General features: G+C 72.6%; 19 protein-coding genes and 1 pseudogene. 16 read left to right on the top strand and 4 right to left on the bottom strand.

What is annotated here, in order from left to right; translation table 11 throughout:
• Positions 1 to 1,299: 1,299 nt before the first annotated feature.
• Complete coding sequence (locus ACFYM0_RS37230; protein ID WP_388509959.1) at positions 1,300 to 5,100, bottom strand: S8 family serine peptidase; 3,801 nt, start codon at positions 5,098 to 5,100, stop codon at positions 1,300 to 1,302.
• A 201-nt stretch (positions 5,101 to 5,301) separates the two neighbouring features.
• Between ACFYM0_RS37230 and ACFYM0_RS37225 the strand changes: the two genes are divergently transcribed.
• The 3 genes from ACFYM0_RS37225 (at position 5,302) to ACFYM0_RS37215 (ending at position 7,432) form a co-directional block, all read left to right on the top strand.
• The gene (locus ACFYM0_RS37225) at positions 5,302 to 6,279 is read left to right on the top strand and encodes a helix-turn-helix domain-containing protein (protein ID WP_388509982.1); all 978 of its coding nucleotides are present in this window, start codon (positions 5,302 to 5,304) and stop codon (positions 6,277 to 6,279) included.
• Positions 6,280 to 6,303: 24 nt separating this feature from the next.
• A complete protein-coding gene (locus ACFYM0_RS37220; RefSeq protein ID WP_388509955.1) occupies positions 6,304 to 6,795 on the top strand; it encodes a DUF456 domain-containing protein in 492 nt (163 codons plus the stop codon).
• A gap of 259 nt (positions 6,796 to 7,054) precedes the next feature.
• Complete coding sequence (locus tag ACFYM0_RS37215) at positions 7,055 to 7,432, top strand: PPOX class F420-dependent oxidoreductase (protein WP_388509979.1); 378 nt, start codon at positions 7,055 to 7,057, stop codon at positions 7,430 to 7,432.
• Between the two features lie 113 nt (positions 7,433 to 7,545).
• On the opposite strand, the gene rsgA is transcribed toward ACFYM0_RS37215, so the two are convergent.
• Positions 7,546 to 8,661 carry a ribosome small subunit-dependent GTPase A gene (gene rsgA, locus ACFYM0_RS37210; RefSeq protein ID WP_388509952.1) on the bottom strand — a complete coding sequence of 372 codons (1,116 nt, stop codon included), beginning with the start codon at positions 8,659 to 8,661 and terminating at the stop codon, positions 7,546 to 7,548.
• 342 nt (positions 8,662 to 9,003) lie between these two features.
• On the opposite strand from rsgA, the gene ACFYM0_RS37205 reads away from it, so the two are divergent.
• A complete protein-coding gene (locus ACFYM0_RS37205; protein ID WP_388509949.1) occupies positions 9,004 to 9,903 on the top strand; it encodes a TetR family transcriptional regulator in 900 nt (299 codons plus the stop codon).
• Between the two features lie 98 nt (positions 9,904 to 10,001).
• Entirely contained in the window at positions 10,002 to 10,418 is a 417-nt protein-coding gene (locus tag ACFYM0_RS37200; RefSeq protein ID WP_388509946.1) for a VOC family protein, read from the top strand.
• On the opposite strand, the gene ACFYM0_RS37195 is transcribed toward ACFYM0_RS37200, so the two are convergent.
• Together ACFYM0_RS37195 and ACFYM0_RS37190 are read right to left on the bottom strand one after the other, a co-directional pair.
• Positions 10,334 to 11,173, bottom strand: a complete 840-nt coding sequence (locus tag ACFYM0_RS37195; RefSeq protein ID WP_388509976.1) for a helix-turn-helix domain-containing protein — start codon at positions 11,171 to 11,173, stop codon at positions 10,334 to 10,336. The genes ACFYM0_RS37200 and ACFYM0_RS37195 overlap by 85 nt on opposite strands.
• Before the next feature lie 46 nt (positions 11,174 to 11,219).
• Complete coding sequence (locus tag ACFYM0_RS37190; protein ID WP_388509943.1) at positions 11,220 to 12,344, bottom strand: YihY/virulence factor BrkB family protein; 1,125 nt, start codon at positions 12,342 to 12,344, stop codon at positions 11,220 to 11,222.
• A gap of 17 nt (positions 12,345 to 12,361) precedes the next feature.
• On the opposite strand from ACFYM0_RS37190, the gene ACFYM0_RS37185 reads away from it, so the two are divergent.
• From ACFYM0_RS37185 to ACFYM0_RS37135, 11 genes and pseudogenes are all read left to right on the top strand, one after another.
• Positions 12,362 to 14,017, top strand: coding sequence for an acyl-CoA dehydrogenase family protein (locus ACFYM0_RS37185; RefSeq protein ID WP_388509940.1), 1,656 nt, complete (start codon positions 12,362 to 12,364; stop codon positions 14,015 to 14,017).
• A 391-nt stretch (positions 14,018 to 14,408) separates the two neighbouring features.
• Positions 14,409 to 15,674, top strand: coding sequence for a GAF domain-containing protein (locus ACFYM0_RS37180; protein ID WP_388509974.1), 1,266 nt, complete (start codon positions 14,409 to 14,411; stop codon positions 15,672 to 15,674).
• A 5-nt stretch (positions 15,675 to 15,679) separates the two neighbouring features.
• On the top strand, positions 15,680 to 16,243 hold the full coding sequence (locus ACFYM0_RS37175; protein ID WP_388509937.1) for a GNAT family N-acetyltransferase: 564 nt from the start codon (positions 15,680 to 15,682) through the stop codon (positions 16,241 to 16,243).
• 270 nt (positions 16,244 to 16,513) lie between these two features.
• A complete protein-coding gene (locus ACFYM0_RS37170) occupies positions 16,514 to 16,597 on the top strand; it encodes a putative leader peptide (RefSeq protein WP_312847410.1) in 84 nt (27 codons plus the stop codon).
• Between the two features lie 208 nt (positions 16,598 to 16,805).
• Positions 16,806 to 18,515, top strand: coding sequence for a nitrite/sulfite reductase (locus tag ACFYM0_RS37165; protein ID WP_388509934.1), 1,710 nt, complete (start codon positions 16,806 to 16,808; stop codon positions 18,513 to 18,515).
• Positions 18,512 to 18,691 (top strand): DpnI domain-containing protein, encoded by a 180-nt coding sequence (locus ACFYM0_RS37160; RefSeq protein ID WP_214956597.1) that lies wholly within the window; start codon positions 18,512 to 18,514, stop codon positions 18,689 to 18,691. The genes ACFYM0_RS37165 and ACFYM0_RS37160 overlap by 4 nt, the downstream gene beginning before the upstream one ends.
• Positions 18,688 to 19,401: a phosphoadenylyl-sulfate reductase gene (locus ACFYM0_RS37155; protein WP_388509931.1), complete on the top strand. Its 714-nt coding sequence runs from the start codon at positions 18,688 to 18,690 to the stop codon at positions 19,399 to 19,401. Before ACFYM0_RS37160 ends, ACFYM0_RS37155 begins: the two co-directional genes overlap by 4 nt.
• Before the next feature lie 89 nt (positions 19,402 to 19,490).
• Complete coding sequence (cysC, locus tag ACFYM0_RS37150; RefSeq protein ID WP_215148038.1) at positions 19,491 to 20,036, top strand: adenylyl-sulfate kinase; 546 nt, start codon at positions 19,491 to 19,493, stop codon at positions 20,034 to 20,036.
• Entirely contained in the window at positions 20,033 to 20,971 is a 939-nt protein-coding gene (cysD, locus tag ACFYM0_RS37145) for a sulfate adenylyltransferase subunit CysD (protein ID WP_388509928.1), read from the top strand. Before cysC ends, cysD begins: the two co-directional genes overlap by 4 nt.
• 2 nt (positions 20,972 to 20,973) lie before the next feature.
• Entirely contained in the window at positions 20,974 to 22,314 is a 1,341-nt protein-coding gene (locus ACFYM0_RS37140; RefSeq protein ID WP_388509925.1) for a sulfate adenylyltransferase subunit 1, read from the top strand.
• 211 nt (positions 22,315 to 22,525) lie between these two features.
• Positions 22,526 to 22,710, top strand: a pseudogene (locus tag ACFYM0_RS37135) (sulfate ABC transporter substrate-binding protein); the annotation flags it as partial.

Raw genomic sequence — 22,710 nt, 5'->3', positions numbered from 1 at the left:
CGGCACCCCAGCCCGACCCGGAACCGGGATGCGATCCAAGGGCGAAGCCCGTGCCGGTGCCAGGACCTGAATCGAGCCCCGGACCGGCACCGGCACCGGCACCGGCACCGGGGCCGGGGCCGGGGCCGGGGCCGGGGCCGGGCACGAGGACAGGACCAGAACCCGGCCCAGAACCAGGCGCGACACCGAGCCCGGAGGCGGAACCGGCCTCAGCGGCGAGACCGGGACGGGAGGCCTGATCGGAGCCGGAGGCGGGACCGGGAACAAGGCCGGTGCCAGAGCCGCTACCGGACCCGTCCCCGGCGATGGCACCGAGCCCGGAACCGGACCTGGGACCGAGACCCGAAGCAGAACCGGACCCGGAGGCGGTGCCGGGAACAAGGCCGGTGTCAGAGCCTGTACCGGCCCCGTGGTCGGAGATGGCAGCGGACCCCGACGCCGGGCCGGAGCCCGGGCCGGACCCGGAATCGGCACCCCGCGGCGAACCGGTGGCCGGGCCCGTCCAGGGGTCGCCGTCGCCGCCCGCACCGGGCGCCGGGCCGGCCCCCGCCGGGGCCCGGTGCCCGGCTCTGCCGTACGCGTCGTCGGGGCCGCTCCCGGCCCCTGCCCGGCCCGGCTCCGGGGGCGCGGCCGCCGGGGGTGCCTCGTCCCGCAGGCCCCAGCTCCAGTCGGTCGGTTCTCCGGAGTCCTCGGCGGGCAGCGCGGGCGGTACGGCGACGCTCCCGAGCGCGTACCAGGTCTGGCCGCCCTCCCGAGGGTCCCGGGGCGGCGGCAGCACCGGGCCGCCGTACGCGCCCCCTGCCCCGGCCTCCGGCTCCACCGCCGGTCCGGAAGCCGCCAGGGGCGGCTCCGCTTCCGCCTCGGGCCCCGGCCCGGGCGTCGGCACATGCAGCCCCGCCTCCGGCCCGGATTCCGGCACGGGTGGCCCGGCCTCGGGCACCGGCACGGAATCCGCCGCAGGCGGCCCCGCCACCGGCGCCACCGGATCCTGATCCGGATCGTGTTCCGTCAGAGGGCCCGGATCCCTCCGGGGATGGGGTACCGCCGCCGGGGACGGAGTCGGCGCCACCAGGACCGCCGCCGAGCGGAAGCGGTGTTCCAGGGTGTCCCGGGGGTCGGGTTCCGGTCCCCCGTCGGGGTCTTCGTAGAGCTTCTGCCACCAGTCATCCGCGCCCGCGTCCCGCTGACTCATGGCCCTCATTGTCGGGCTCCGGCGCAGCCGAAATCCGGCGAACGCAGGAAAAAGGGGGGCCCATCGGACCGCCGTCCGATGGACCCCCCTGCTCTATGTCGTACGACTTAGCGAATGTCGTACGCCCGCGCGACCATCTGGGTGACGGTGGCGCCGTTCTTGTCGGTCAGCTCGACCTTGAGCATGACCTGCTTGCCCGCGGCTCCGGCGTGGTCCACGGTCGCGGTCCACTGCCCGCCGCGCTCGCCGACCTTCGCCTCGGTCCAGCTGCCGCCCTCGTCGTACGAGTAGGACAGCTTGGCCGACTTGAGCGCGCCCGGCGCGTAGCCCGCGTGCCCGCTGACCGCCAGGCCGATCTTCTGGCCGTTGGCCGCGGCCAGGGTCTTCATGCCGTCCAGCGGTGCGGAGATCCGCGGGAAGATGACCGGCAGCGCCTGCGAGTACTGCGTCGCGTCCAGCTTCGAGCGGAAGGTCCAGGTGGTCTGGATCCCGGAGGAGCGCTGCCAGGTGCGGGCCGGCTGGCCGAACTTCTCCAGCTGCTGGGTCAGTTCGTACGTGGCCTCGCGGGCCGGGACCTCGAAGGCCCCGAAGGGGTAGCCGGTGTCGCCCAGCGACTCGCCGTCGACCTTGAGCGAGACGTTGCCGAGGTCACCGAAGCCGCCCTGCTGGGCGTAGTGCCCGGTGTCGCCCCACATGGCGGAGGCGAAGCCGATCAGGTTGCCCTGACGTTCGGCGGCCAGCTGCTCCTTGCCCGCGGTGTCGCGCGGCGCGACCGGGCCGATGACCCCGTCGTACCAGTTCTCGGCGCGCTTGGAGCCCGCCTTGTACGTGCGGTGCTGGTCGGTCATGAACTCGCCCCACGGGAAGCTGCTGGAGACCATGTGGTCCCAGGCGGTGTCCCCGGCGGAGTAGTACTCGGTGCGCTTGCCCGGTACCGCGACGGTGTCGATGGAGCCGAAGTACACGGCGTTGCCGAGCGGCCGGTAGGCCCCGGTCACGTCGACGTAGTCGGCGGCGACGCCCATCGACTGGTAGGCCGATTCGACGGTGCCCAGGTCACGGTCGCGCACCCGGTAGGTGCGGTCCCCGTGGACCTGGCCCTTCTCGATCTGGGCCAGGTTGTAGACGTACGGGCTCTTCGCGCTGCCCTTCCAGCTCAGCGTGACCGCGCCCTTGCCGAGCCTGGCCAGCAGGGCCTGTCCCTCGGCGGATTCGACGGTCAGCACCGGGAGGGCGCCGCCCGCGTAGCCGGTGAAGGCCTGCCAGCGGCCGGGGGCGTCGCGGTAGACGAGGACGGCCTTGGCTCCGGCCGCCTTCGCGTTGCCCGCGATCTCGTACGCCGAGCCCTCGTCCGCCGTCTTGACCAGAACGACCGCGCCCTTGGCGGCGACGGCCGCGAGCTCCTCGGGGGTGCCCGAGCCCGCGCCCACGAGCGGGGCGCGGCCGGTGCCGTCGAGGTTGTCGCTGCCGGTGGAGGCCGTGATCGGGTGCAGCACCGGGCCGCCGTCGGCCTTCAGCTCGGAGAGCAGCGGAGCTGCCGCCCGCCAGTAGCTGCCGAACTCGAAGTCGCCCTCCTTGGCCGTGCCGTCCACCGAGGCGTAGTAGCCGCGGATGGTGCGGCCGCCCATGGCGGTGCCGGTGTGCGCCCATTCCTCGCCCCAGGAGCGGGAGAAGGCCAGGGTGGTGGCGCGTGCCTCGGTGGGCTTGTCGGTGGCGATGCTCAGCTTGGCCGCCTTGCGGGCGTCCAGCACGATCACCGTGTCCTTCTTGATCTCGGTCTGCGGACGGCCGAGGTAGGTCAGCGAGTCGTACATCCGGTCGCCCTCGCCCGCGTCGGGGGTCCCGACGAAGGCGGACAGGAAGTACGAGCCCGGGCGGACCCGGTAGACCTGGTCGGCGGCGCCCTCGTTGAAGCGGCGCTCACCGGTGGCGTCGTCGGTGCCGATCACGTCCAGGGAGGACGGGCCGGCGGCCGGCTTCCCCGTGCGGTCGAGGAGCTTGACGCGCAGGGTGACCGTCTCCGGCTCCACGTAGAGGGAGAAGGGGGTGGAGACGTGCACGCCCTTCGCCGTGGCGACGACGCGGCCGGTGACGTCCCCGTACTGGGAGCGCTCCAGCTTCGCGGCGGGGTCCAGGGCGAGCGGCACCTTGACGGTGGCGCCGGCCGGGACGGTCACGGTGCGCTTGTCCAGACGGGCGACCTGGCCGCGGACGGCGGATCCGTCGTTGCCGGTGACCTTCTCGACGGAGAGGTTCAGCGTGACGGGCTTGGTCCCCGTGTTGGTGTACGGGACCGAGACGGTGGTGCGGTCGCTGCGGTCCTGCGGCCAGTTGTAGGTGCCGCCCTGGAGCGCGGGGGCGCCGGTCACGGTGGTGTCGATGGCGGCCTTGACGTCGAGCCGCCCGCCGCCGGTCTCCCGTACGTCGCCCGGGACCGCGGTGTTGGCGGAGCCGACCAGCGCGGCCTTGATCTGCTGCGGGGTCCAGTCGGGGTGGCGCTGCTTGACGATGGCGGCGGCGCCCGCGACGTGCGGGGTGGCCATCGAGGTCCCGGACATGGAGGTGTACGCGTACACCCCGCGGCCGCCCATGGCGGCGGCGGAGATCCCGACGCCGGGGGCGGCGATCTCGGGCTTGAGGGTGTGGTTCAGGCCCGCCGGGCCGCGGCTGGAGAAGGAGGCCGTCTTGTCGTCGCGGTCGACGGCGCCGACGGTCAGCACGCTGGGCGCGCAACCGGGCGAGGAGACCGTGTTGTTGCCCGGGCCGGAGTTGCCCGCGGCGATGACGAACAAGGTGCTGCTGCTCTGGGCCAGCGCCTCGGTGGCCGCGGCCATCGGGTCGTCGCAGGAGAGCTGGGAGGGGTCTCCCAGGCTCATGGAGACCACGTCGGCCTTGCTGTCGACGGCCCACTGCATGCCCGCGATGATCCACGAGTCCAGGCCGTAGCCGGAGTCGTTGAGGACCTTGCCGCTGAGCAGCTGCGCGCCGGGGGCGACGCCCTTCTTCGCCCCGCCGCTCTCGGCGCCGGAGCCGCCGACGGTGGAGATGGTGTGGGTGCCGTGGCCCTGGCGGTCCTCGGCGGTGTCCGAGTCGGTGAAGTTCTTCGCCTCGGTCACCCGGCCCTTGAGGTCGGGGTGTGCGAGGTCGGTGCCGGTGTCGAGGACGGCGACCTTGGTGCCCGTGCCGTCGAATCCGGCGGCCCACGCGGCGGTGGCGCCCACCTGCTTGGTGGAACGCTCCAGGTTCGCCTGGACCTTGCCGTCCAGCCACAGCTTCTTCAGCCGGGGGGCGGCGGCCGAGCGCGCGTGCGGGTTCACGTTCGCGCCGGTGACGTCGGCCCAGAAGTCGGCGGCCTTCGCCTTGTCGGCCGCGAGAGCGACGCCGCCGATGGAGCCGAGGACCAGCGACTGCTCGGCGCCGGCCGGAACGGGCGGGGCGCTGCGCGCGAGGCCGGCGGAGGCCTCGTAGACGGCGATCAGCGGGAGCTTCTTGGCGTGCGTGTCGTCGTAGCCCTGCCGGATCAGGCCGGTGACGTTGAAGAGTTCCTCGTCGGCCTTGCCCGCGGCGAGCGCCTTGATCGCGCTTTCGGGGTAGACGTAGAGGTCCTTGCCCGCCTGGCGGGTCTGCACGATCGGCTGCGAGCCGTCCTCGCGGGGCATCGCGGTGGCCGCCGTGCGGCCGGCCGCGTCGGTGGACACCAGGATCCTGTCACCGGTGACCAGGGTCACCGTGACGGGCGCGGTGGGCTGCCGGGAGGCCGCCTCGCTCCCGGTGAGGGCCCTCTTCTCGGTGCCGGTCCCTGCTCCGGACGCTCCGTCGCTCGGCTGTGCCGTGGACGGGCCCACGGCCGTGACGGCCAGGACGGCCGCGATGGCCGTTCCCAGTGCCGTACGCGATATCGGGCGCATCGCTCTCTCCAGGTGAATTCCGGCCAACTACGGCATTGCACGGCGAAAACGCCGCGTAAATGGCTTCTGGCCAGCGGATGTTGGTGCTGCGGTGGCGCCACCTTGGCAGAGGGGCGGGGGGTGCGGCGATGATGTCGACGGCGGGTTTGCGCCGTGGCCGCTTCCCGCCAGGAACGGTTCCGAGAGGGTTGGGTGGACGAGTTGCTGAGTGCGATAGGTCTCGACGAAGGACAGGAGTCCGCTTACCGCGCGCTGGTCGCGCTGGGGGCGGCGGAGATACCGGACCTCGCGCACCGGCTGACACTGCCGGTGCAGCAGACCGAACGGACCCTGCGCCACCTCGAGCGCCACGGGCTCGCCGCCCAGTCCTCCGCCCGGCCCGGCCGCTGGGTGGCGGCCCCGCCCGGAGTGGCCCTGGGCGCCCTGCTCACGCAGCAGCGGCACGAACTGGAGCAGGCGGAGCTGGCGGCGGCCCTGCTGGCCGAGGAGTACCGGGCGGAGGCCGCCGAGCCGGCCGTCCACGACCTGGTGGAGGTGGTGACGGGCGCCAGCGCGGTGGCCCACCGCTTCCACCAGCTCCAGCTCGGCGCGGTGGAGGAGGTGCTCGCGCTGGTCAGCGGCCGGCCGCAGGTGGTGACGGGGACGGACAACGAGGCGGAGGACCGGGCGGCCGTACGGGGGGTCTCCTACCGGGTGGTCATCGAGCGGGAGGTGCTCACCCTGCCCAGCGGGATCCGCGAGGCGTCCACGGCGCTGGCGCGCGGCGAGCACATCCGGGTGACGGCCGCGGTGCCGACCAAACTCGTCATCGCGGACCGGTCGCTCGCGATGGTCCCGCTGACGGCGCGCGGCGCGGAGCCGGCGGCGCTGGTCGTGCACGCGTCGGGGCTGCTGGAGTCCCTGATGGGCCTCTTCGAGGCGGTCTGGCGGGAGTCGCTGCCGCTGCGGCTGGGCTCCACCGGGGCGCCGGAGGAATCCGATGGCGGACCCGACGTGACGGACCTGGAGATCCTCAGCCTCCTCCTGGCGGGGATGACGGACGCGAGCGTGGCGAAGCACCTGGAGCTGGGCCTGCGGACGGTCCAGCGGCGGGTCAAGGGCCTGATGGAGCTGGCGGGGGTCACGACCCGGCTCCAGCTCGGCTGGCACGCGTACGAACGGGGCTGGGTGGCCCGATAGTCCCGGGCCGGGCAGGCTGGGCAGATGGATCTGCCTCAGCTGCCCCAGTTGCTGCTGGTGGGGCTGGTGCTGGTGCTCGGATTGCTCGGGGTACTGGTCCCCGGCGCCCCCGGCACCCTCCTCGTCTGGGCCGGAATCCTGTGGTGGGCGCTGCACGAACGCTCGTCGGTGGCCTGGGGCCTGCTGGCGGGCGCGACAGCGCTGCTGCTGGTGGTGCAGGTGGTGAAGTGGCTGCTGCCCCCGCGGCGGCTCCGGGGGGTCGGCGTCACCCGCCGGATGGTGGTGTACGCGGGTGTGGGCGCGGTACTGGGCTTCGTGCTGCTCCCGGTGGTGGGCACGGCCCCCGGCTTCGTCGGCGGCATCTACCTCTGCGAGCGACGCCGCCTGGGCACCCGCGGGGAGGCGTGGGCATCGGTGCGGGCGGTGATGCGGGCGGTGGGGACGAGCGTGCTGGTGGAGCTGTTCGCGTGCCTGCTGGTGGTGGGGGCCTGGGCGGGGACGCTGCTGTGGGCCTAGGTCGTCTCTTTCGGATCTTGCCGGTCAGGCCCGCGTCGTCCGGTGCGTGCTCTCGGCGTGCCGGGCGGAAGCCCGTGTACCGGACGTACTTGGCTGCCGTTCGGTGCGGCGAGAGCACGTGCCAGGCCTCGCGAGGCAGACGGGAGTTTGACGACAGGCCCTAGCGCGCCGGGGGTCGGGACTTACGGCGTAGGCCCGGCTAGGTCCTCGGCCCGATGCGCCGTGCGGCCCCGGCTGGGATCGTCTCCCCATGACCGATATGGCGGAGTTCAAGGGTTTCAGCGAGGCCGAACTGACATACCTGCGCTCGCAGCACCTGGGCCGGCTCGCGACGGTGGACCCGGCCGGGCAGCCCCAGGCGAACCCGGTGGGATTCTTCCCCCAGGACGACGGGACGGTCCTGGTGGGCGGGCTGGCGATGGGCACGACGAAGAAGTGGCGGAACCTCACCGGGAACCCCCGGCTGTCACTGGTCGTGGACGACCTGGTCAGCACCCGTCCCTGGACGGTGCGCGGCATCGAGATCCGGGGCCGGGCCACGCTGGAGGTGGGCCCGCACTCCCTGGGCCCCCACTTCAGCCCCGAGGTCATCCGCATCCACCCGGACCGCGTCCTGACCTGGGGTCTGAGCACCTAGCCCACCGCTGCGCGGGGCGGTATCGGGTGGGGCCCGGCCCGGGGCGGGGACGTGCCCGCCCGGGGCGGGGACGTGCCCGCCCGGGGCGAGGCACGGCCCCGGGCCGGGAGCCGTCAGGCTCGGCCCGTGCGCTTCGCGGCATAGTTCGCGCGACCCTCCGCCGAGCGGAGCCTCCAGTCGCGCCTGATCTCCGACCGGAGCCGCGCGTCGGTCTTCGCGACGATCCGCTGGTTCTCCCGCAGCAGCTTGCGGTAGCTCTCCAGCCGGCGCTCCGGCAGCTCACCGGAGTCCACCGCGGCGCGTACACCGCACCCCGGCTCCGCCTCGTGCGCGCAGTCGTGGAAACGGCACCGCTGCGCGTACTCCTCGATCTCCGAGAAGACCTGCCCGACGCCCGCCTCCGCGTCGAAGAGCCCGACGCCCCGCAGCCCGGGGGTGTCGATCAGCACGCCACCGCCCGGCAGCGCGAGCAGGTTGCGCGTCGTGGTGGTGTGGCGGCCCTTGCCGTCGACCTCGCGCGCCGCCTGGACCTCCATCACGTCCTCCCCCAACAGCGCGTTGGCCAGCGTGGACTTGCCCGCGCCGGAGATCCCGAGGAGCACGCTCGTACCGCCCCCGACCACCGCGGCGAGCACGTCCGTGCCCTCCCCTGTCACCGAGGAGACCGTGAGGACGGCGACCCCGGGGGCCGTCGTCTCCACGTCCTCGACGAGGTGTCCGAGGGTGACCGGGTCCGGGACCAGGTCCGCCTTGGTCAGGACCACGAGGGGCTGCGCCCCCGATTCCCAGGCGAGCGCGAGGAACCGCTCGATGCGGCCGAGGTCCAGTTCGACGGCCAGCGACACCGCGATGATCGCGTGGTCGACGTTCGCGGCGAGGATCTGGCCCTCGGACCGCTGGGATGAGGTGGACCGTACGAAGGCGGTCCGGCGCGGCAGGTACGTCTTCACGTAGCGCGGGTTGCCGTGCGCCTCCAGCACCGCCCAGTCGCCGGTGCAGATGACCCGGAGCGGGTCGTGCGGGGTGACGAAGGCGGTGTCGGCGCGGACGATGCCGTCCGCCGTCATGACATCGCACTGGCCGCGGTCGACGCGTACGACCCGGCCGGGCACCAGGCCCTGATCGGTGTACGGGCCGAACTCGGCCGCCCACGCCTCGTCCCAGCCGTAGGGGGCCAGGGCGTGCGGAAGCGAGGAGGAGGAAGGAGAAGAGAAAGCGGGGAGAGACAAGGGAAACCCTTCACAGGGTGGCCCCGGCGGTGCGCGCCGCTACCGGGCGCGAAAGAGGTGAGAGGTCAGCCGGAGACCACAGAAGTGACATTGATGGTCTTCTGAGTGCGGGCAACGCCCTGCGCCATGACAGTCATCAATGAACTCACCTCCGGGTCTGCATACGTGCTGACGAGCCGTCCCGTACCGGTCGGCGGGAACGTCCCCACCGTAACAAGCGCCCTCAGGCCTGCGCCACTTCTTTTACGGAGCGTCCTGAACCCGGGTTTCGAACTTACCGCCGGTCAGGGCCGGCCCGAGAAATCCTTAGTCAAGTCGACCACAGAGATTAAGCTGTTCCCCATGGAGACCAGCGGAACCGCAGATTCTGAGACGATTTACGAGACGCAGTACACCGTGGTCGCCGCGTCGCGGAACACGTCGATGGGCGAGACGGCTCCCGATACCCGGCGCCGGATCCTGCGGGTCTCCATGGAACTGTTCGGGGTCCGCGGCTTCCACGAGACCTCGCTGCGGGAGATCGCCGAACAGGTGGGCGTCTCCAAGCCGGCGGTGCTCTACCACTTCCCCGGGAAGGCCGACATCCTCGGCGCCCTGGTCGAGCCGATGCTCCGGGATCTCGCGGCCGCCCTGGCCCGCGCCGCGGCAGCCGGCGGTCCCGGCACGGCCGATGGGCCCGTCACGTCCGACGCGTCCGGCGCCGCCGGCACGGCCGCCCCGTCCCGGCCTTCGGACCGGACCCGGTGGGCCGTCATCGAGGGCGTGCTGGACGTCTGGCTGGACCACCGCAACCTGCTGCGCCTCAACCTCCAGGACATGGCGCTGGCCATCCCCGGGCCGGCCTTCGCCCGCCTGCGCGACGCCATGCTCCGCGCCAACTTCCTGGTCGCGGGGCCGAATCCGGGATTCGCGGAACGGGTGCGGGCCGCCCAGGCCGTGGCGATGCTCTCCGACCCGGTGGTGCTCTTCGCCGACGCTCCCGTTCCTGCCCTGCGCCAGGCCGTCCTGGACGGCGTACGACGACTGCTCGACGGTCCGCACGGCCCGGACGGCCCCGGTGCGCCGGCCCGGCCCGTGCCGGGGGGACGGCGCGGGCGGCCCGCCGCCATGAGCCCGGCCATGATCGAGGCCGCCCGCCGGATGCACGCGGCGGGCAGCGGGGCCACCGCAATCGCCGCCGCCCTCGGCGTCTCCCGCGCCACGGTCTACCGCCACCTGCCCCCGGAGGAGGCCACCGAGTGACCCGGACGGGCCCGGACGGGACGGCCCGCCCGGCCACGGGTCCGCCGGTGTCCGATTCGTTCAAGACCGGCCCGGCCGGGCGTGCCTAGGGTGAGTTCATGACTCCCCGACTCGACATGATCGGCATCATCGTCTCCGACATGGCCGCATCGCTCGCCTTCTACCGCCGCCTCGGCATCGACGTGCCCGCCGAGGCCGACTACCAGCCGCACGTCGAAGCCGTCCTGCCGGGCGGGCAGCGGATCGGCTGGGACACGGAGGAGGTCATCCGCTCCTTCGACCCGTCCTGGACCCGCCCGACGAGCGACGGCCGGGTGGGGCTCGCGTTCCTGTGCGACTCCCCCGCCGAGGTGGACTCGCTGTACGCGGAGCTGACCGAGGCCGGGAACACGGGCCATCTCAAGCCCTGGGACGCCTTCTGGGGGCAGCGCTACGCCGTCGTCCTGGACCCGGACGGCTCCGGGATCTCCCTCTTCGCACCAGCCGGAACGGGCGAAGCGCCCGACCCCGCCTGACCCGACCCCGCCTGACCCGACCCCGCCGCGTAGGCCCCCGGCGTGGTCCCCGCCAGGGCGCGCACCTCGCGGGTGTAGTGCGCCTGGTCGGCGTATCCGGCCGCCGCCGCCACCGCCGCCTGCGGCAGCCCGCGGCGGGTCAGCGCGAGGGCCCGCTGGAGGCGCAGGATCCGCCCCAGGGTCCGGGGCCCGTAGCCGAAGGCGTCGAGGGAGCGCCGGTGCAGCTGCCGCTCCCCGAGGCCGACCGCCCCGGCCACGGCGGCCACGCCCTGCCCGGCGCGCAGCCGGGCCGTCACCTCCGCGAGGAGAGGGTCCGGTGGGCCGCCGTCGGCCGCGCGGAGCCGGGCCAGCTCTTCCAGTCCCTCGCGGGGATCCCCGTACGCGGCCACGAGCGCGGTGAGGCGCCGTACCTCGGCGGCGGGCCACAGGTCGGCCAGCTCGACCCGCCGGTCGCGCAGTACGCGGGCCGGTACGCCGAGCAGCGCGGGCGCCGTGCCGGGGGCCAGCCGGATCCCGGCGAAGCCTGAGCCCGGGACTTCTCCGGCGGGGTGCGGGGCGGTGTCGGGTCCGGCCACCAGGAGCCGGCCCTCCACCCACAGCAGGTCCATGCACCCGTCGGGCAGCACCATCTCGGCGCCGGCCCCGCCGGCCCGCCAGAGCACCGCTCCGGCGACCGTCCGGGACGGCCGTTCCTCGTACCGTGCTTCCTCGTACCGTGCCTCGGGCCGTTCCTCCGGCCCGGGGCGGCCGGGCACGGCGTCGTCCGCGCGTTCCTCCACGGACACCACGCTACGGCGGCGGTCAGTGCTTGCGCAGGCGGGAGTGGTAGTCCTCGGGGGGCAGGAACTTCGACCAGCGCTCCGGGAACTCCGAGGGCATGCCCCCGTCCTCGTCGCCCTCGTCGTCCTCCGACTCCCCCTCGGCCAGGGCCCGCCAGGCGGCCGCCCGGGCCACGAGCTGGGCGGCCTCCGCCTCGCGGACCCGCTCGTTCGCCTCGCGGGCCGCCGCGGTGGCCACCGAGGGCCAGACCCGGTCGATCGCGGCGTTGACGGCGGCCCCGACGAGGACGGCGAAGGCGGAGATGCCGATCCACAGCAGGATCGCCACGGGGGCGGCCAGCGATCCGTAGATGGTCGGGCCCTCCACCGTGTTGGTGAGGTAGATCCGCAGCAGGAACGAGCCGAGCACCCACATGGCGAGGGCGACCAGCGCGCCGGGCACGTCCTCGATCCAGGGCGAGCGGACCGGGACGGAGACGTGGTAGAGCGTGGTCAGGAAGGCGATGGAGAGCAGCGTGACGACGGGCCAGTACATGACCGCGATCACCTCCGTGCTCCAGGGCACCAGCCGCACCACCGCGTCCGGGCCGACCACCATCAGCGGCAGCACGATGGCGCCGATCAGCAGGGCGGCGATGTAGAGGACGAAGGCGAGCAGCCTGGTCTTGACGATGCCGCGCTGTCCGTCGAGCCCGTACATGACGGTGATGGTGTCGATGAAGACGTTGACGGCGCGCGAGCCCGACCAGAGGGCGAAGGCGAACCCGAGGGAGATGAGGTCGGGGCGGCCCCGGCCGGTGACGTCGTCGAGCATCGGTTTGGCGATGTCGTTGACGCCCCGGTCGGAGAGGACGGTGCCGACCGCCCGCAGGATGTTCTCCTCGATGCTGGCGACGGTCGTTCCGCCCGACCAGCCGTCCACGTAGCCGAGGAGACCCAGCAGGCCCAGGAAGAGCGGGGGCAGCGAGAGCAGGGTGAAGAAGGCGGCCTCGGCGGCGAGTCCGAGGATCCGGTACTCGATGCACGAGTTCACGGTGTCTTTGAGCAGCAGCCACGCCATCTTGCGCTTGGAGACGTTGCGGTAGAGGGCGCGGGCCCGGTGGAGGCGTCCCGGAATCCGCTCGGGTGTTTCTTTCGCGTGCTGCACGTCCTTACGGTATCGGCATGGCAGCCACCACCCACACAGTCAGCAACCAGGCCCCGCCCCTCGTGGGCCACGACGTCTACGGCAGCGACCGGGTCCTGAGCGAGGGGGTCGAGCGGCACCTCGCGGACTCCGCGCCCGAACTCGCCGCGGAGGTAAAGGAAGAGCTCACGGGTCTCGGCCGCGCGGCGGGGTCCCGGCAGGCACAGGACTGGGGGACGCAGGCGAACGAGAACCCGCCGAAGCTGCGGACGCACGACCGGTACGGCAACCGGATCGACGAGGTGGAGTTCCATCCCTCGTGGCACCGGCTGCTCGGGCACGCGGTGGGCGCCGGGCTCACCGACGCGTGGGGGCGGCCCGCGGGGCATCTGCGGCGGGCCGCCGGGTTCTTCGTGTGGTCGCAGGCGGAGGCGGGGCACGGCTGCCCGGTCTCGATGACGCACGCGGCGGTACCGGCGCTGCGGACCGATCCGGAGCTGGCGGCCGAATGGGAACCGCGGCTGACCTCGCACGTGTACGAGGAGGGGCTGCGGCCGGCCGGGCAGAAGGCCGGGGTCCTCTTCGGGATGGGCATGACGGAGAAGCAGGGCGGCAGCGACGTCCGGGCGAACACGACCGCGGCGGTACCGCTGGACGCTTCCGGCGAGTACCTGCTGACGGGGCACAAGTGGTTCTGCTCGGCTCCGATGTGCGACGGGTTCCTGGTACTGGCGCAGGCACCGGGCGGGCTGACCTGTTTCCTGGTGCCGCGGGTGCTGCCGGACGGGACGCGCAACGTCTTCGCGATCCAGCGGCTGAAGGACAAGCTGGGCAACCGGTCGAACGCGTCGAGCGAGGTGGAGTTCGACGGGACGTGGGCGCGGCGGGTGGGCGAGGAGGGCCGGGGGGTGCGGACCATCATCGAGATGGTCGCGGCGACCCGGCTGGACTGCGTGATCGGTTCGGCCTCGCTGATGCGGCAGGCCCTGACGCAGGCCGCTCACCATACGGAGCACCGCTCTGCTTTCGGAGCGCCGCTCATCGACCAGCCCCTGATGCGCAACGTCCTCGCCGACCTCGCTCTGGAGTCGGAGGCCGCCACCACCCTCACGCTCCGCCTCGCGGCCGCGTACGACGCCGTCCAGAGCACGGGCAACGAGCAGGAGCGGGCCTTCCTGCGCATCGCGGTGCCCGCCGCGAAGTACTGGGTGACCAAGCGCTGTACGCCGATGGTCGCTGAGGCCCTGGAGTGTCTGGGCGGAAACGGCTACGTCGAGGAGTCCGGGCTGCCCCGGCTGCTGCGCGAGTCCCCGCTGAACTCCATCTGGGAGGGATCGGGCAACGTCCAGGCCCTCGACGTGCTGCGCGCCCTGCAGCGCGAGCCGCAGGCGCTGAACGCCTTCCTCCAGGAGGTCGGTCTGGCGCGCGGCGCCGACCACCGGCTGGATTCGGCCATCAAGAACCTGCTGACCGAACTCGCGGACCTGGAGGGCATCGAGGCGCGCGCCCGGCGGGTCGTGGAGCGGATGGCCTTGGTGCTCCAGGGGTCCCTGCTGGTGCGCTGGGCCCCGCCGGAGGTCGCCGACGCCTTCTGCGCTTCGCGCCTGGGCGGGGACTGGGGCGCGGCCTTCGGCACGCTGCCGCACAGTCTGGATCTGGGATCCGTGGTGGAACGGGCCCGGATCGCGGGCTGAGAGAGGGCCCCAACCCTCCGCTCGCCGTCTGCAGGAAGGCCCCAACCTTCCGAACAGAACCGCCCGGCGACATCCGGGCCCGTTGACCTGGAACAGGGATGGCGCCGCGCCGACTCGGCACCACCCCTGATCCGAGAAGCCCCGAGGAAGGAGCTGCCACGCCGCTCGGCGACGTCCGCACAGTTTCGATCGGCCGACCGGGACTTGGCGAGAGTTGCAAGACGTTGCAACCTTTGACTCGGAACCGCCCTCCGGGCGTACCGGTCCACGCCTGGAAGGGGCGCGTACCGGACGCCCCACCGGGCGGGAACCGTCGTACATCTGTTCGCACGGGGAGGTTCCGGTGGCCCACACCACAGGCAGCGCGGTCGATGCGGCACGCATCTCGGCCATGGACGCGCGCGAGGCCGCGCGTCTGCTGAAGGGAGTACGGGCGGCCGCGCTGGCCGGGGACCGGCCGCCGGCCGCGCCGCGCCCGGAGATCGCCGAGTCCTGGCGCCGGATGATGGCGGGCGGGGTCCACCCGGACCGCGACAGCCGTTCGCGGATGCTGTCGGTCGCCGAGACCGAGGAACGGCGCCAGACCTCTCCGCTACGGGACCTGCTGCCCGTCCTGCGCGAGGGGCTGCTGCCCTCGCTGGACGAGGCCCTGCACATCATGGTCGTCGCCGACGCGGACGGGCGGCTGCTGTGGCGGGAGGGCCACTCCTCGATCCTGCGCAACGCGGACCGGCTCGGCTTCGGGGTGGGCGCCCACTGGGACGAGTCGGTGGTCGGCACCAACGGGGTCGGCACCGCCCTGGTGGCCCGCAGACCGGTCCAGGTGTTCTCGGCGGAGCACTTCGTCTCCAGCCACCACGACTGGACCTGCGCCGGAGCCCCCGTACGGGACCCCCGCGACGGCTCGCTGCTCGGGGTCCTCGACGTCAGCGGGCCGCTGGCCACCATGCACCCGGCGACCCTGGCATGGGTGAGCTCGGTGGCCCGGCTCGCGGAGCGGGAGCTGCGGGTACGGCACCTGGAGTCGCTGGAACGGCTGCGGTCGGTGGCGGCCCCGGTGCTGGCACGGGTGCCGGGGCGGGCACTGGCCGTGGACGGCAACGGGTGGACCGCGGCCGTCACGGGGCTCGCACCGGTCGAGCGGATCCCGCTGCCGAAGTCCTTCGGGCCCGGCCGGGTGTGGGTGCCGCAGCTCGGCGACTGCCTGGTGGAGCCGCTGCCGGGCGGCTGGCTGGTGAACGTCACGGAGGCCCGCACGGGCGCCGGGGCGGCTGCCCGCGTCGTCCTCGACCTCAGCCGGCCCGGGGCCTGGCGGGCCACCGTCTACGGGGCCGCGGGCAGCTGGTCGCAGGAGCTGAGCCCGCGCCACGCGGAGCTGCTGTTCCTGCTCGCGGAGTCCCCCCGGGGGCGCTCGGCGGCGGAACTCTCGCAGGAGCTGTTCGGGGACCCGACGCGCACGGTCACGGTCCGCGCGGAGATCTCCCGGGTGCGCCGCAACCTCGGCGGCGTGCTCGCCCACCGCCCGTACCGCTTCGCGCAGGACGTGGAGGTGGAGCTGATCCGCCCCGCGGACCCGGCCGCGCTGCTGCCGCACTCCACGGCGCCGGCGGTGATCAGCGCCCGGCTGGGCCCGGCAGGGACCGGCATGATTCCCTGAAGTCCATGAGCACCATCACCCTGACCACTTGGTCCCTGGAAATGACCGACCCCTCCGACCTCGTCCCGGCTGCCGTCCCGGGCCCCGAGATCCGGATCGTCCGGTCGGAGGTCCCCTCCCCCGAGTTCAGCCGGTTCCTCTACGCCTCCGTGGGCGGCGACATCCACTGGACGGACCGGCTGGCGCTGACCCGCGCGCAGTGGGTGGAGCAGCTGGGCCGTCCCGGCGTGGAGACGTGGGTGGCGTACGACCGGGGCACCCCCGCGGGGTACGTGGAACTCGACCCGCAGCCCGACGGTGTGGTGGAGATCATGTACTTCGGCCTGATCCCCGACTTCCGGGGCCGTCGCATCGGCGGCCACCTGCTGACCGTGGGCATCGAGCGGGCCTGGTCCCTGGCCGAGCGCTGGCCGGAGCTGGCCCCGACGCGGCGCGTCTGGCTGCACACGTGCAGTGAGGACGGGCCGACGGCGATGGCGAACTACCAGCGGCGCGGCTTCAAGGTCTTCAAGGAGGAGGCCGAGGAGAAGGTCCCCACCCCCACCCCGGGCCCCTGGCCGGGGGCGTAGCCGCTCCGCGACGGTGGGGTGGGCCGGGACCCGGCGGGGCCGGACGCTCCAGCCCCGCCGGCGTTTGGGGCGACCTTCCGGCCCCGCCCGCGATCGAGGCGGGAACGGATGGAAGGGCGGGCGGGGGACGGCCCCGCGCAGCGGAACGGGTGGGGCTCGGGGGGCCCAGGAGGTGACCCCCGTCACGGGGATCTTGCGATGTGAGACGAGTTCGTCCGGATTGTGGACAGTAGTGGACTCCTCCAATCGCCACATGCCACGCTTCCCCCCATGAACGGAGCTGGAATTGCCTTGGTGAGTCGGCGGCACGTCGACCTCGGCCGCATGTCCAGCGCCATCTGTCCGGCGCGCTGACGCACAGCACCGCCGCGACAGCGCCCCGCATCGACGTCGCCGCGGAAGCGAACACACCGCCCGCCGTCAGCTACCACCGCAGTCCCCTGTAGGCCGTTCGTCGCCCCAAAAAGGCGACGAAACAGCCACATCCGCTCCACGCGCGCCAGGGGTCACGCCGCCGCTCCCCCTGCCCCTGCCTCGAGCCGCCGAAGAAGGACGTACCGCCATGGCCGCCACCCCCGATACGACCGCAGCCGCCGCACCCGCCGCCGCCGCGCGCCGCAAGACCGGCCGTCACCGCGGTGAGGGCCAGTGGGCCGTCGGACACCACACGCCCCTCAACGGCAACGAGCAGTTCAAGAAGGACGACGACGGTCTCAATGTGCGGGCGCGCATCGAGAACATCTACTCCAAGGCGGGCTTCGACTCGATCGACCCCAACGACCTGCGCGGCCGTATGCGCTGGTGGGGCCTCTACACCCAGCGCAAGCCCGGGATCGACGGCGGCAAGACCGCGATCCTGGAGCCGGAGGAGCTGGACGACAAGTACTTCATGCTGCGCGTCCGCATCGACGGCGGCCGGCTGACCACCGAGCAGCTGCGCGTCATCGGCGAGATCTCCGAGGAGTTCGCCCGCGGCACCGCCGACCTCACGGACCGGCAGAACGTGCAGTACCACTGGATCCGCATCGAGGACGTCCCGGAGATCTGGCGCCGTCTGGAGGCCGTCGGCCTCTCGACCACCGAGGCCTGCGGTGACACCCCCCGCGTGATCCTGGGCTCGCCCGTCGCCGGCATCGCCCTGGACGAGATCATCGACGGCACTCCCGCCATCGACGAGATCTACGCCCGCATCGTGGGCAACCCCGCCTTCTCGAACCTGCCCCGCAAGTTCAAGTCCGCGATCTCCGGCTCGCCGCTGCTCGACGTGGCGCACGAGATCAACGACATCGCCTTCGTGGGCGTGAACCACCCTGAGCACGGCCCCGGCTTCGACGTCTGGGTCGGCGGCGGCCTCTCCACCAACCCGAAGCTGGGTGTGCGCCTGGGCACCTGGGTCTCGCTCGACGAGGTCCCGGACATCTACGAGGGCGTCATCTCGATCTTCCGCGACTACGGCTACCGCCGGCTGCGCACCCGCGCCCGCCTGAAGTTCCTCGTCGCCGACTGGGGCCCGGCCAAGTTCCGCCAGGTCCTGGAGGACGAGTACCTGAAGCGCAAGCTGACCGACGGCCCCGCGCCCGAGCAGCCCAGCGGCCAGTGGCGCGACCACGTCGGCGTGCACCAGCAGCAGGACGGCAAGTTCTACGTCGGCTTCGCCCCCCGCGTGGGCCGCGTCGACGGCGCCACCCTGACGAAGATCGCCGCCGTCGCCGAGCAGCACGGCTCCGGCCGGCTGCGCACCACCGCCGAGCAGAAGATGATCGTGCTCGACATCGAGGCGGACCAGGTCGACTCGGTCGTCGCGGCCCTGGAGGCCCTGGACCTGCGGGTCAACCCGTCCCCGTTCCGCCGCGGCACGATGGCCTGCACCGGCATCGAGTTCTGCAAGCTGGCCATCGTCGAGACGAAGGCGCGCGGCGCCTCGCTGATCGACGAACTGGAGCGCCGCCTGCCGGGCTTCGCCGAGCCGCTCACCATCAACATCAACGGCTGCCCGAACGCCTGCGCCCGTATCCAGGTGGCGGACATCGGTCTCAAGGGCCAGCTGGTCCTGGACGACGAGGGCAACCAGGTCGAGGGCTACCAGGTCCACCTGGGCGGCGCACTCGGTCTGGAGGCCGGCTTCGGCCGCAAGGTCCGCGGCCTCAAGGTCACCTCGGCCGGTCTGCCGGACTACGTCGAGCGGGTCGTCTCGCGCTTCGAGAAGCAGCGCGAGGACGGCGAGCGCTTCGCCTCCTGGGTCACCCGTGCCAAGGACGAGGACCTCTCGTGAGCGAGCGCGCCGCACCGTTCTACTGCCCGTACTGCGGCGACGAGGACCTGTTCCCGAACGAAACAGGGCACGGCGCCTGGGAATGCAGGGCCTGCAATCGAGCCTTCCAGCTGAAGTACCTGGGGCTGCTGGCCCGGGGTGTTCAGTCCAATGACGCTGGAGGGGACGAGATATGACCACGATTCAGGACGCCGATCTCAAGACCGCCGACCTCAAGGCGCTGGCCGAGCAGGCGGGCCGGGACCTCGAGGACGCCGCGCCGCTGGAGATCCTCACCTGGGCGGCCGAGACCTTCGGCAAGAAGTTCGCCGTGACCTCCTCCATGGAGGACGCGGTCGTCGCCCACCTCGCCTCCCGCGCCATCCCCGGCGTGGACGTGGTCTTCCTCGACACGGGCTACCACTTCGAGGAGACCATCGGCACCCGTGACGCGGTCGAGGCCGTGATGAACGTCAACGTCATCACGCTCACCCCGCGCCAGAGCGTCGCCGAGCAGGACGCCGAGTACGGCCCCAAGCTGCACGACCGCGACCCCGACCTGTGCTGCGCACTGCGCAAGGTCAAGCCGCTCGAAGAGGGCCTGACCGCGTACGACGCCTGGGCGACGGGCCTGCGCCGCGACGAGTCCCCGACCCGGGCGAACACCCCGGTGGTCGGCTGGGACGAGAAGCGGCAGAAGGTCAAGGTCTCGCCGATCGCCCGCTGGACCCAGGACGACGTGGACGCGTACGTCCTGGAGCACGGCGTGCTCACCAACCCGCTGCTGATGGACGGTTACGCCTCCGTCGGCTGCGCCCCCTGCACCCGCCGGGTGGCGGAGGGCGAGGACGCCCGCGCCGGCCGCTGGGCCGGGCGCGGCAAGACCGAGTGCGGGCTGCACGGCTGATGACGACCACCAGCACGGCCACCGGCCCCACCACCGGGACGGCCGCGGGCGCTACCGACGAACGTACAGAACCGACGGAGACGAACCAGATGAGCGTGAGCGACCAGGGCGCCACCGTGTGGCTGACCGGGCTGCCGAGCGCGGGCAAGACCACCATCGCCTACGCGCTGGCCGAGCGGCTGCGCGCCGAGGGCCACCGCGTGGAGGTCCTCGACGGCGACGAGATCCGCGAGTTCCTCTCGGCCGGTCTCGGTTTCAGCCGCGAGGACCGGCACACCAACGTGCAGCGGATCGGCTTCGTCGCCGAACTCCTCGCGTCCAACGGCGTGAAGGCGCTCGTCCCGGTCATCGCGCCGTTCGCGGACAGCCGCGAGGCCGTCCGCAAGCGGCACGCCGCCGAGGGCACGAGCTACCTCGAAGTGCACGTGGCCACTCCGGTGGAGGTGTGCTCCGAGCGTGACGTGAAGGGCCTGTACGCCAAGCAGGCGGCGGGCGAGATCTCCGGTCTGACCGGGGTCGACGACCCGTACGAGGCACCGGAGTCCCCGGACCTCCGTATCGAGTCGCACACGCAGTCCGTACAGGAGTCGGCTTCGGCCCTGCACGCGCTGCTCACCGAGAGGGGTCTGGCATGACCGCCACCGTCGCACACGTCCACGAAGGGACGGACGCGCCCTACGCGCTGTCGCACCTCGACGCCCTCGAGTCGGAGGCGGTGCACATCTTCCGCGAGGTGGCGGGCGAGTTCGAGAAGCCGGTGGTCCTCTTCTCCGGCGGCAAGGACTCGATCGTCATGCTGCACCTGGCGCTGAAGGCGTTCGCGCCCGCGCCGGTGCCGTTCACCCTGCTCCACGTGGACACCGGCCACAACTTCCCCGAGGTCCTGGACTACCGGGACCGCGCGGTCGCCAAGCACGGCCTGCGCCTGCACGTGGCCTCCGTCCAGGAGTACATCGACGCCGGCAAGCTCCGCGAGCGCCCCGACGGCGTCCGCAACCCGCTGCAGACCGTCCCCCTCACCGAGGCGATCCAGCAGCTCAAGTTCGACGCGGTCTTCGGCGGCGGCCGCCGCGACGAGGAGAAGGCCCGCGCCAAGGAGCGCGTCTTCTCCCTGCGCGACGAGTTCTCCCAGTGGGACCCGCGCCGCCAGCGCCCCGAGCTGTGGCAGCTCTACAACGGCCGCCACGCCCCGGGCGAGCACGTGCGCGTCTTCCCGCTCTCCAACTGGACCGAGCTGGACGTGTGGCAGTACATCGCCCGCGAGAAGATCGAACTTCCGGAGATCTACTTCGCCCACGAGCGCGAGGTCTTCCAGCGCAACGGCATGTGGCTGACGGCCGGCGAGTGGGGCGGCGCCAAGGACGGCGAGACCACCGAGACCCGCCTGATCCGCTACCGCACCGTCGGTGACATGTCCTGCACCGGCGCCGTCGACTCCGACGCCACCACGCTGGACGCCGTGATCACCGAAATCGCCGCTTCCCGGCTCACCGAGCGGGGCGCGACCCGCGCCGACGACAAGCTGTCCGAGGCCGCGATGGAAGACCGCAAGCGCGAAGGGTACTTCTAACCATGACCTCCACCACCGAGCAGTTCGCCGATCTGTCGGCGACCACGCTGCTGCGCTTCGCGACCGCGGGCTCCGTCGACGACGGCAAGTCCACCCTGGTCGGCCGTCTCCTGCACGACTCCAAGTCGGTCCTCACCGACCAGCTGGAAGCCGTCGAGCGGGTCTCCGCCAGCCGCGGCCAGGACACCCCCGACCTCGCACTGCTCACCGACGGCCTGCGCGCCGAGCGGGAGCAGGGCATCACCATCGACGTGGCCTACCGCTACTTCGCCACCGCCCGGCGCCGGTTCATCCTGGCCGACACCCCCGGGCACGTGCAGTACACCCGCAACATGGTCACCGGCGCCTCCACCGCCGACCTCGCGGTCGTCCTCGTCGACGCCCGCAACGGCGTGATCGAGCAGACCCGCAGGCACGCCGCGGTCGCGGCCCTGCTGCGGGTCCCCCACGTGGTCCTCGCCGTCAACAAGATGGACCTCGTCGGCTACGAGGAGTCCGTCTTCGCGAAGATCGCCGAGGAGTTCACCGCGTACGCCACGGGCCTGGGCGTCCCGGAGATCACCGCGATCCCGATCTCGGCCCTGGCCGGCGACAACGTGGTGGAGCCCTCCGCCCACATGGACTGGTACGGCGGCCCCACGGTGCTCGAACACCTGGAGACCGTCCCGGTCAGCCACGACCTCACCGCCTGCCCGGCGCGTTTCCCGGTGCAGTACGTGATCCGCCCGCAGACCGCCGAGCACCCCGACTACCGCGGCTACGCCGGCCAGATCGCCTCCGGCGTCCTGCGCGTCGGCGAGGCCGTCACCGTCCTGCCGTCGGGCCGCACCTCGGTCATCGAGGGCATCGACGCGCTCGGTGAGAGCGTCGACATCGCGTGGGCACCGCAGTCGGTGACCCTGCGCCTCAAGGACGACATCGACATCTCGCGCGGCGACCTGATCGCGCCGTCGTCGAACTCCCCCGCCACCACGCAGGACGTCGTGGCGACGGTCTGCCACGTGGCGGACCAGCCCCTCGCCGTGGGCGCCCGGGTGCTGATCAAGCACACCACGCGCACGGTGAAGGCGATCGTCAAGGAGATCCCCTCGCGGCTGACCCTGGACGACCTGTCCCAGCACCCGAACCCCGGGCAGCTGGTGGCCAACGACATCGGCCGGGTCGTCGTCCGTACCGCCGAGCCGCTCGCGCTCGACTCGTACGCCGACTCGCGCCGCACCGGGTCCTTCCTGCTGATCGACCCGGCGGACGGCACGACGCTGGCGGCCGGCATGGTCGGCGAATCCTTCGCCTCCACCGCCGAGACCACCGTCCAGGCTGATGAAGAAGGGTGGGACTTCTGATCATGCTTGCCGATATCTACTCCACCTTCGCGAAAGAGGGCGGCCGCGTAGGCAGCGGCTCCCTCGGCAGCGGCCAGGGAGGTGTGGGGCGATGTGCGTGATGACGTACGCGCACCGCATGCGCGCCCACACCCCCCGCGAGCCGTACCTGCCCTTGCTCAGCAAACGAAGACGTGCGTCGTGACACGACGCTACGAGAGGAAGCCCTCCCGTGCCTGCCATCGGAACCACCGGTAAGACCCTGCGCCGCAGCATCGTCGCCGCTGCCGCCCTCCCGCTCCTGATCGGCGCCCTCGCCTCGTGCGGCTACGGCTCCGACGCGAAGAAGGACGACGCTCCCGCGAAGGAGAACGTCGCCGCCGACGCCAAGAAGCTGTCGGCCTCCGAGGTCCGCAT

Source organism: Streptomyces sp. NPDC006487 (assembly GCF_042870555.1).
Taxonomy (GTDB): domain Bacteria; phylum Actinomycetota; class Actinomycetes; order Streptomycetales; family Streptomycetaceae; genus Streptomyces.
Note: the sequence above shows the minus strand (reverse complement) of the source record. Positions and strands in the feature narration are given on the sequence as shown.